Here is a 9,879-nt window from a genome sequence, read left to right as displayed (position 1 = left end):
GGAAGCACTTTTATCAAAATTCCCCGAAGGTTTTACATTTTTTATAAGATTTCCGGAAGGACTGACAGTCCGTATTCTGCCAGAGAATGATCTTCTTCCCCAGTTCCTCCGCTGATACCCAGACCACCAATAATCCGTCCGTCGATTTTCAGTGGAACACCACCGCCGAAAATAACGATCTTTCCGCCGTCCATCTTGTCCACCCCGTAAAAGGTACCACCGGGCTGGGCAAGTACACTGAGCTCTTTCGTGGACATTTTTACTGCCACAGACGTGTAAGCCTTTTTCATGGCCACATCAAAACTTACGAGAAAAGCACCATCCATCACATGCACGGAGATCGGATTTCCTTCCGGGCCACAGACAGCGATCACCGCCTGTTTTCCCCGTCGTCTGGCCTCTTCTTCGATTTTCTCTGTCAGTTTCTTGGCTGCTTCCAGATGGATCTTCCGGTTGTCGTTGACTCTTCGCAGGATCTCTTCGATCAAAGCATTGTTTTTCTCTGTCATCACGGTCTCCTTCTGAGTTTCCCGTACCGGTTGTTCTTTTTCTTCTGCATCTGTCGTTTCAGCTTCGGCTGCTCTTGCCAGAACATAAAGATAATCACTCAGCCGGTTCATATATTTCTTGGCCACAGCATCAGAACCAAACTTGATGCTGACAGCGGAAAGCCGCCTCTCCGCTCTTCTGGCAACGGATCTGGCTACATCCACTTCAGCAGACAGGCTGTTTGCTCCTGGAGGCACCGATTCTTCCCGGACGGGAAATGTCTCCTTTAAGCGCTCAATCTCTGCCTCCAGTTTTTCCACGACTCCCTCTTCCAGACGATTTTTCCGGTTGTGTGGGTCTTCCGTAAGGTCCATGATCAGCCGGAGAGCTTTCTGAACGCTCTCCAGCATACTTTTTTCCTGCTCGGAATTCCATTTTGCTTTGACCAGTCCAAGATGACTCATCAGCTCATCCAAAGTCCCGAGAAGTTCAATCCGGTCGTCTGATTTGGGGATACTGGGGCCATGGACCAGACTGGTCATGCCGCCGTCTCCGTTTTTGGTATTGATATTCATAGATCCGTCTCCTTTGCAAAGGATCCGCTACCCCAGAAAAAGATTCTGCTTATTCCGGCATATGGATTTCCTGAGGGAAGGAATTGCGGATGATCGTTCTGCCTTCCTCTCTGTCTTTGATCACGCCCAGAGCTTTCAGCTGCATGGTGATATTTCCGAGAACAGAACCCTCGATAGGACCTGCAACAACCTTCTTTCCGGTATTCTTTGCAGTCAGTTCGCAGAGCAGTTTGTCCTGGATACCGCCGCCTACCATGTTGATGCAGGGAACCGTCTTTCCGGTCAGATGCTCCAGTTCTCTTACCACTTTACCATACTCCTGGGTCAGTCCGTTATAAATTGCCATAGCAATTTCTCCAAGACCATTCGGAGTTCCCTGTCCGTGCTCTTCACAATATGCGATCACTTCTTTCATCATATTGTAAGGAGCGGTAAATCTCGGATCGTTCGGATCGATGGCAAAATCTTTTCTCTCTGCCTCTCTGGAAGCTTTGATGATATCCGGGAAGGAAACCTCTTCCTCAAATTCGCACCAGTTTTTCCGGAGATTCTGCATGATCCAGAGACCATTGATGTTTTTCAGGTAACGGATCTTTCCTTCCACTCCACCCTCATTGGTGTAGTTGTATTTGAAGGACTCATCGGTAAGGATCGGATCATCCAGTTCCATTCCCATCAGAGACCAGGTACCGCAGCTTAAGAATACAGCGTCTTTATCAGAAAGAGGCGCACCAGCCACTGCGGAAGCAGTATCATGGCTTCCGACTGCAATAACTTTCACACCGGAAAGTCCGGTCTCTTCCGTCACTTCCGGAAGCAGATCACCGATCACGGTTGCCGGCTGTACCAGCTCACCAAAAATATCTGTGCGGAGGCCTGCTTTTTTAATGAGATCGAAATCCCAGTCACGGGCCTTTGCATTTAAAAGCTCACCGGTACTTGCCATAGTGTACTCATTGTATTTCTTTCCAGTCAGAAGATAGCCAAAAAGCTCCGGCATAAAGAGCAGACGGTCTGCTTTCTCATAGATCTCCGGACGCATTTTTGTATCCGCATACAACTGGAACAGCGTATTAAAGTTCATGAACTGGATACCGGTAGAAGCATAGATTTTTTTCAGCGGAACGATCTTGCCTACCTCATCGATCGTGCCAATGGTACGGTCGTCACGGTAGTTGATCGGATTTCCGATGATGTTTCCGTCTTTATCCAGCAGTGCGTAATCCACTCCCCAGGTATCGATAGCCAGACTTTTGATCGGAAGCTTTTTGGCTGCCGCTTTTTTCAGTCCCTGTTTCAGTTCATGATACAGGCGGAAGGTATCCCAGTAAAAGTTCTTGCCGACGCGCACCGGATCATTCGAAAAACGATGCAGCTCCTCCAGTTCGATTTTTCCATCTGCATATTTGCTCAGGATCATACGGCCGCTTGACGCTCCAAAGTCAAAGGCCAGATTGTAAATTGTCTCACCCATTTTGTTTACCTCTCCTTATTTCCTGTTTTCTTCGGTTCCTGTGACAAGGCGAATCCCTTTCTTTGTCAGAAAATCCACCCATTCCTTTTTCGGGGTTTTATCCAGGACCAGAATATCCCCATCTGCCAGATCCATCACCTTCACAAAAAAGACGTGCTCCAGTTTGCTGCTATCCGCCGCCAGGATCGTCGTTTTGGCGCAATTGTGCATGCAGCTTTTCACATCCGCCTCCATCTCATGAGAATCAGTCACACCTTTGACAATATCGATCCCCTTACAGGAGAGAATGGTTTTATCCACATAATATTTCTTCAGCACATCCTGCGCCATCTTACCCACCAGTGACAGGGAAGAATCCCTTAAAGTTCCACCGGTCGATATTACCTGAATCCCTTCGCAACCGGAAAGTTCGATAAGAACCTCCACAGAATTGGTGATCACCGTCAGTTTTTTCTTTTTTTTCAGTTCCTGGGCAATCATCAGAGATGTGGAGGAGCTGTCCAGCATAATGCTTTCTCCGTCTTCGATCAGAGAAGCGACTGTCTGTGCAATCTTCTGCTTTTCCTTCCGGTTTGTCTTTTCACGGATCTTCAGAGGCATGTCGATCGTGCTGTTCTTATTCAAGACTGCTCCACCGTAGGTTTTCTTTACAAAGCCTTCTTTTTCCAGTTTTTCCAAATCTCTGCGGATGGTTTCTTCCGTCACATGGTAGCGGGTACTCAGCTCTGCCACCAACACTCGCTGTTCTTTTTGCAGAATCGATAGGATCTCATTTTTTCGCTCAATGGCCAGCATTATAATCGCCTCCCTCTTGTAGCTTTCATTATACTACAGGAAGGAGGCGTATTACAAGTTGTTTTTTGTTGCTTTACTTTGTTTTTGTACGCTTTTGAGAATGGGCGTAGTAACTGCTGGTGCGCTGACGGTAAAGCATCAGAAGACCTCTGACGCAGAGTTCCACGGCCATGGCGATCCACATGCCCGGAAGCCCCAGGAAACGTACCAGCACCACAGCAAGGCCCAGGCGCACGATCCAGATGCTTCCGAGATTCATAAGGCTTGGGATAAACGTATCCCCCGCCCCCCGTAAGGCTCCGGCCGCCACGATGGAAACGCCAAAAAGAGGTTCCGCCAGAAGCTCGATCCGAAGAACCCGGGTGGCCAGTTCCCGCACTGTCGCATCCGGAGTCAGGATCCGGAAGACCACCGGACAGATAAACATCATCACCAGGCCCGTAAAGCCCATGAAAAGCGCTCCCATGGCCGTACAGATATTTCCGTACCGTTTCGCCATTTTCGGTTTCCCAGCGCCCACGCTTTTTCCCACCAGGGTCGTGGCCGCAGAGCCGATGCCATAGCCCGGCATATAGCAGAAGCTCTCCGCCGTCACAGCAAAGGAATTGGCCGCGATGGCTGTGGCTCCCAAGGGCGCGATAATCCGGGTAGCCATAACCATAGCGCTGTTCATCGCCACTTCCTGAACTGCCACCGGTGTACCGATCTGGAAGGCTTTTTTCAGAATTTCCCCGTCAAAATGGCCTTTCTCCGCATGGAGCAGCCGAAGCTGGGAATTGTGGATGCAGCAGCGCCAGGTCATGATGAGACTGATCACCGCGCAGGCCAGGGCCGTTCCCATACCGGCTCCCAGAACGCCAAAGCGTGGAATCAGAATCGCGTTGAAAACCACATCCAGAAGACACATCACCGCATTCAAGATACTGGGAGTCACCATATCGCCGCTGCACTGCAAAAAGGAGGACGACAGGGAATTGAGCTGGGAAAAAGGAAGCATTAGGGCAAACACGAAAAAGTACAGCGTGGCATCTTTTCGTATGCCCGGTTCTCCACCAAGCCACGCGGGAAGCTGACCGCTGATGGATACTCCCAAAAGACTTAAAAGTCCCGAGACGATCAAGGCTGCCACTAGGCCGTGGCGGACTACATTTCTGGCCTCCGCCTCCTCTCCTGCTCCGATCCGGTGAGCCACCTGGACAGAAAAACCTGATGAGACTGCATAAGTCACTCCATTAAAAAGCCAGGTGCTGGAGGCAACCAGGCCGATCGTTGCGGAAGCATTTGCTCCCAAAGCTCCCACCATGGCGGAATCAATATACTGCATCACGATGGTGGTGATCTGGGTCAGAATCGCCGGAAGGCTTAATATCCAGACCACCTTGATCTCCGGTTTCAAACGGAGCCAGTTCTGCTTTAATTTTTTTGTTTTTTTCATTACAATATCCCTTCCATTATGGTGGTAAAAAAAAGAGCGGTACACGACCGCGAAGCCGGTACCGCTCTTTCTGTTATTGAATTTTAAGAGATTATTTCTCCTCGTTGCCGTACATGGTAACGAGTCTCTGCAGATACTCGTATCTCTCGTTTGCCTCTGCCTCAGATTTAGCGAACAGTCTTGCTGCTTTCTCCGGGTTAGCACGTTTCAGAGAGTTGTAACGAACCTCGCCGTCCAGGAAATCCTGGTAGCTCTCTGTCGGAGCCTTGGAATCCAGAGTAAACTTCTTCTCAGCAGCCGGGTTGAAGCGGAAGTTGTGCCAGTATCCGCACTTAACTGCCAGTTCTTCCTCGGTCTGAGCTTTTGCCATACCCTTTTTGATACCATGGTTGATACACGGAGCGTAAGCGATGATCAGGGACGGTCCCGGATAAGCCTCTGCCTCTGCGATTGCTTTTACAGTCTGAGCCATATCAGCACCCATGGAGATCTGTGCTACATATACATAACCATAGGACATAGCGATGGAAGCCATATCTTTCTTCTTGGTCTCTTTACCACCAGCTGCGAACTGAGCGATTGCTCCGGTTCTGGTAGCTTTACTTGCCTGTCCACCGGTGTTGGAGTAAACCTCAGTATCGAATACCATGATGTTGATGTCTTTGCCAGAAGCAAGAACATGGTCAACACCACCAAATCCGATATCGTAAGCCCATCCGTCACCACCGAAGATCCACTGGGATTTCTTAGCCAGGAAGTCTTTATTCTTAACGATGTCTTTGCAAACATCACAGTCAACACCAGAGAGAACCTCTACCAGTTTATCGGTAGCAGCACCGTTGGTTGCGCCAACGCTGAAGGTATCCAGCCATTCCTGGCAGGCAGCCTTAACGTCCTCAGAAGCTTTCTCGTTAGCCATTACAGACTCAACTTTGGTCTTCAGGCCATCTCTGATTGCTTTCTGAGCAAGCAGCATACCATAACCGAACTCTGCGTTATCCTCGAACAGAGAGTTGCTCCATGCAGGACCCTGTCCTTTTTCGTTTACGGTATACGGTGTGGACGGTGAAGAGTTGCCCCAGATAGAAGAACATCCGGTTGCGTTTGCGATATACATTCTGTCACCGAACAGCTGAGTGATCAGTTTTGCGTACGGGGTCTCACCACAACCTGCACAAGCTCCGGAGAACTCAAGCAGCGGCTGTTTGAACTGAGATCCTTTTACGGTATTCTCTTTGTATTTTGCTACGACATCTGCTTTTGCCGGAAGCTCTACTGCATAGTCGAAGAATTTCTGCTCGCCTGCATTTGCTTCCATGTTTTCCATAGCCAGTGCCTTTGCACCCTTCTTGCCCGGGCAGACATTTGCACAGGAACCACATCCGGTACAGTCGTAAGCGGAAACTACCATAGCAAATTTGTAATCTGCCATACCGGTCATCGGCATTACTTTCATGCCTTCCGGAGCCTTCTCTGCTTCCTCAGCGGTAAGAGCTACCGGACGGATTGCAGCATGCGGGCAGACATAAGCACAACGGTTACACTGGATACAGTTCTCAGAATTCCAAACAGGAACGTTTACTGCGATACCACGTTTCTCATATGCGGAAGTACCACTCGGTGTGGAACCGTCAACATACTCTTTGAATGCGGATACCGGAAGACTGTTACCCTCCTGAGCAGATACTTTGCTCTGAATGGTATTTACAAAATCAACAGCATCTTTTCTGCCGCTCTCAGCGTGAGTCATTTCAAGACCTTCGTCAGCTGCGTTCTTCCAGCTCTCCGGAACCTGAACCTCAACAACCTGTTTTGCGCCAGCTTCGATAGCTGCCCAGTTCTTCTGAACGACATCATCACCCTTACGGCCGTAGGTTGCTTTTGCTGCAGCCTTCATAAGTTCGATCGCCTGCTCCTCCGGAATGATATCTGCCAGTTTGAAGAATGCAGACTGGAGAATGGTATTGATACGGGTCGGGCCCATGCCGGTCTCGATACCGATCTTAACACCATCGATGATGTAGAATTTGATGCCATGGTTAGCGATGAATGCTTTTACCTGGCCCGGAAGATGTTTCTCAAGACCTTCCATATCCCACGGGCAGTTCAGAAGGAAAGTACCTCCGTCTACCAGCTCCTGTACCATGTTGTATTTACGAACATAGGACGGATTGTGGCAGGCTACGAAGTTTGCCTTGTGGATCAGGTAGGTGGATTTGATCGCTTTCTTACCGAAACGCAGGTGAGACATGGTAACACCGCCGGACTTCTTGGAGTCATAATCGAAGTAAGCTTGAGCATACATGTCTGTGTTATCACCGATGATCTTGATGGAGTTCTTGTTTGCACCAACGGTACCGTCAGCACCAAGACCCCAGAATTTACAGTTGATGGTTCCTTCCGGAGTGGTTACCAGCGGAGCACCAAGTTCCAGAGAAAGTCCGGTCACATCATCTACGATACCGATGGTGAATTTTGCTTTCTCCGTGTTCTCATATACAGCTACGATCTGAGCCGGAGTGGTATCCTTGGAACCAAGGCCATAACGTCCGGTGAAGATCGGAGTGTCGTTGAATTTTGTTCCTTTCAGAGCTGCAACTACATCCAGGTACAGCGGCTCGCCCATAGCACCCGGCTCTTTGGTTCTGTCAAGAACAGAGATCTGTTTTACGGTCTCGGGGATAGCTGCTACCAGAGCCTCTGCGCAGAACGGTCTGTACAGACGAACTTTTACAACGCCGACTTTCTTGCCAGCAGCTGTCAGGTAGTCAATGGTCTCCTCGATGGTATCACATACGGAACCCATAGCGATGATCACATGCTCCGCATCCTCAGCACCGTAGTAGTTGAACAGTTTGTAATCGGTTCCGATCTTAGCATTTACTTTGTCCATGTATTCCTGTACGATTGCGGGCATTGCATCGTAGTAGGAGTTGCAGGCCTCTCTTGCCTGGAAGAAGATATCCGGGTTCTGAGCAGAACCTCTCTGACACGGATGATTCGGGTTCAGAGCATGTTTACGGAATGCGTCAACAGCATCCATATCCACCATATCTTTCAGATCCTCGTAATCCCAGGTCTCGATCTTCTGGATCTCATGAGATGTACGGAAACCATCGAAGAAGTTGATGAACGGGATACGACCTTTGATTGCTGCACAGTGTGCAACCGGAGTCAGGTCCATAACCTCCTGTACGCTGGACTCACAGAGCATTGCGCATCCGGTCTGACGACAGGCATAAACATCGGAATGATCACCGAAGATGGAAAGTGCATGGCTTGCAAGAGCTCGTGCAGATACGTTGAACACGCCCGGAAGCTGCTCACCTGCAATTTTGTACAGGTTCGGGATCATCAGAAGAAGACCCTGAGAAGCTGTATAGGTAGTTGTCAGAGCACCAGCTGCCAGAGATCCGTGTACAGCACCAGCTGCACCAGCCTCGGACTGCATCTCAGTTACCTGAACTTCCTGTCCGAAAATGTTTTTTCTTCCCTGGGTAGCCCATTCGTCTGTAGCTTCCGCCATGACAGAAGAAGGGGTGATCGGATAGATAGCCGCAACATCGGAGTATGCATAAGAAGCATGAGCTGCTGCATGGTTACCATCCATGGTTTTCATCTTTCTTGCCATTTTGTCAATTCCTCCTTATTTTTGAGAGCCGGAAGGCTCATTGATACATATTTAGTGAAATCACGGACGGTTCTGTGCATGTTTTCATTCCGCACCTTGCACTTTTTTGTCCTGAACCGAAACAAGATTGTTCACATCATATGGATTTACTATACCATATTTCTTTCTAAAAGTCCATTTCCTTGTATACAGAAAATGATTTTTTTCTTGTTTTTTTCGCTGTACAAGACATTTTAACCGAAACATACAGGCTGAAGAGCATAAAAAATCCTGCCGTTTTTTGTCACAGCAGGATTCCTTACTTATTATAAGAAGAACTTCCGGTTGAGTTCTTTCAGGCTTCGGGCATATTCCTCAAAATCACAGTAGCCCTGACGGTACCAGTCACAGTTTTTGCAGGAAGCATCGAAGCTTTCTTTATTCAGCTTCTCTTCTGCTCTTTGAAACAGCCGGCTGATCTGATAGGGCTCCCCTTCTTTCAGATCCAGTACCGGAAGAAGCATCCGATCCTTGATCGCCACATGATTTCCATCGCTTCCGCAGGTCTGGTCCGGATTGCAGTTCGGGCAGCGTCCGCAGATCATATCCGGTTCGCAGACCAGCTGCACATTCTCATCCGGATGGCTTTTCAGCCAGGCGATCTTATCTGTCATATTTCTGGAAAAACCATCGCTGTAGCCCGCACCCCGAAACAAAGGAATACAGAGCAGATGATGAACCCGGAGATACTTTTCTTTCTCAGGCATAAGTCAGTATATTTGCTGCATTCAGTGCTTTTTTCACTGCAGCACCTACGATAAAGGCCGCCACAACAGAAATTACATCTTTCAAAAGATATGGCACAGATACCAGCATCAGAGAAGCCACAAAATCCATTTTCATCAGGATCATAAACTGAACGGCTCCAAGAAGATGGCAGGCAGCCAGTCCCGCTGCGGAGCAGAGTACTGTACCAACCTTATTTTTGGATGGTGTAAAAAGACCGGTGAGTAATACCATCGGAAGAAAGCCGATCAGGAAACCGCCGGTAGGACCTGTGATCGTTCCAAGACCACCGGAAAGTCCGGCAAATACCGGTACGCCGATCGCACCGAGAAGCAGATAAACCGCAACGGAAGCCGTTCCCATTTTCCACCCCAGCACGCAGGCGCAAAGTGCTACACCAAAGGTCTGCATCGTTACCGGTACACCGGAGGGCATAGGAATTTGAATCTGGGAAAGGACTGCCAGAACGGCTGTCATCATTCCTGTCATAACAATGGTTTTTGTAGAAATCTTTTTGGATTGCATGGTCAAAACCTCTCTTTTCTCGGGGTGAAGGCCCCTGTTTTTACCCTTTAAACTTTTAAGGGCAGCTGTCACGTAAATCGTTTTTTAGTATAAACGCACGAAAAACATTTGTCAACCTATTTATTTATTTTGGTTAACAAACATTTAAAAGCCTTATCCTGCAAGCATGAACAGCTTTTTGACATTTTGA

At 48.7% G+C, this 9,879-nt stretch carries 7 protein-coding genes; all 7 read right to left on the bottom strand.

The window, feature by feature from the left end; genetic code table 11:
• Positions 1 to 41: 41 nt before the first annotated feature.
• The 7 genes from DXA57_RS13560 to DXA57_RS13530 all read right to left on the bottom strand — a co-directional run bounded on the left by DXA57_RS13560 (position 42) and on the right by DXA57_RS13530 (position 9,689).
• Positions 42 to 1,064, bottom strand: coding sequence for a cob(I)yrinic acid a,c-diamide adenosyltransferase (locus DXA57_RS13560; protein WP_117767851.1), 1,023 nt, complete (start codon positions 1,062 to 1,064; stop codon positions 42 to 44).
• A 49-nt stretch (positions 1,065 to 1,113) separates the two neighbouring features.
• Positions 1,114 to 2,538: a rhamnulokinase gene (locus DXA57_RS13555; protein ID WP_117767850.1), complete on the bottom strand. Its 1,425-nt coding sequence runs from the start codon at positions 2,536 to 2,538 to the stop codon at positions 1,114 to 1,116.
• Between the two features lie 15 nt (positions 2,539 to 2,553).
• On the bottom strand, positions 2,554 to 3,333 hold the full coding sequence (locus tag DXA57_RS13550; RefSeq protein WP_117767849.1) for a DeoR/GlpR family DNA-binding transcription regulator: 780 nt from the start codon (positions 3,331 to 3,333) through the stop codon (positions 2,554 to 2,556).
• 73 nt (positions 3,334 to 3,406) lie between these two features.
• The gene (locus tag DXA57_RS13545) at positions 3,407 to 4,768 is read right to left on the bottom strand and encodes an MATE family efflux transporter (RefSeq protein ID WP_117767848.1); all 1,362 of its coding nucleotides are present in this window, start codon (positions 4,766 to 4,768) and stop codon (positions 3,407 to 3,409) included.
• Between the two features lie 91 nt (positions 4,769 to 4,859).
• On the bottom strand, positions 4,860 to 8,399 hold the full coding sequence (gene nifJ / locus DXA57_RS13540) for a pyruvate:ferredoxin (flavodoxin) oxidoreductase (protein ID WP_117767847.1): 3,540 nt from the start codon (positions 8,397 to 8,399) through the stop codon (positions 4,860 to 4,862).
• A 305-nt stretch (positions 8,400 to 8,704) separates the two neighbouring features.
• Positions 8,705 to 9,145 carry a DUF1284 domain-containing protein gene (locus tag DXA57_RS13535; RefSeq protein ID WP_117767846.1) on the bottom strand — a complete coding sequence of 147 codons (441 nt, stop codon included), beginning with the start codon at positions 9,143 to 9,145 and terminating at the stop codon, positions 8,705 to 8,707.
• Positions 9,138 to 9,689: a biotin transporter BioY gene (locus DXA57_RS13530; protein WP_117767845.1), complete on the bottom strand. Its 552-nt coding sequence runs from the start codon at positions 9,687 to 9,689 to the stop codon at positions 9,138 to 9,140. Before DXA57_RS13530 ends, DXA57_RS13535 begins: the two co-directional genes overlap by 8 nt.
• Between the last annotated feature and the right edge of the window lie 190 nt (positions 9,690 to 9,879).

It is taken from the genome of Blautia sp. OF03-15BH, assembly GCF_003463065.1.
Taxonomy (GTDB): domain Bacteria; phylum Bacillota; class Clostridia; order Lachnospirales; family Lachnospiraceae; genus Limivivens.
The sequence above is the reverse complement of the archived record's forward strand: the minus strand, read 5'-3'. Positions and strand labels throughout refer to the sequence as shown.

Excerpts from the sequence above, each read along its gene's own strand:
- DXA57_RS13560 (WP_117767851.1), bottom strand. The coding sequence starts at position 1,064 with ATGAATATCAATACCAAAAACGGAGACGGCGGCATGACCAGTCTGGTC.
- DXA57_RS13550 (WP_117767849.1), bottom strand. The coding sequence starts at position 3,333 with ATGCTGGCCATTGAGCGAAAAAATGAGATCCTATCGATTCTGCAAAAA.
- DXA57_RS13555 (WP_117767850.1), bottom strand. The coding sequence starts at position 2,538 with ATGGGTGAGACAATTTACAATCTGGCCTTTGACTTTGGAGCGTCAAGC.
- DXA57_RS13535 (WP_117767846.1), bottom strand. The coding sequence starts at position 9,145 with ATGCCTGAGAAAGAAAAGTATCTCCGGGTTCATCATCTGCTCTGTATT.
- DXA57_RS13530 (WP_117767845.1), bottom strand. The coding sequence starts at position 9,689 with ATGCAATCCAAAAAGATTTCTACAAAAACCATTGTTATGACAGGAATG.
- nifJ (WP_117767847.1), bottom strand. The coding sequence starts at position 8,399 with ATGGCAAGAAAGATGAAAACCATGGATGGTAACCATGCAGCAGCTCAT.
- DXA57_RS13545 (WP_117767848.1), bottom strand. The coding sequence starts at position 4,768 with ATGAAAAAAACAAAAAAATTAAAGCAGAACTGGCTCCGTTTGAAACCG.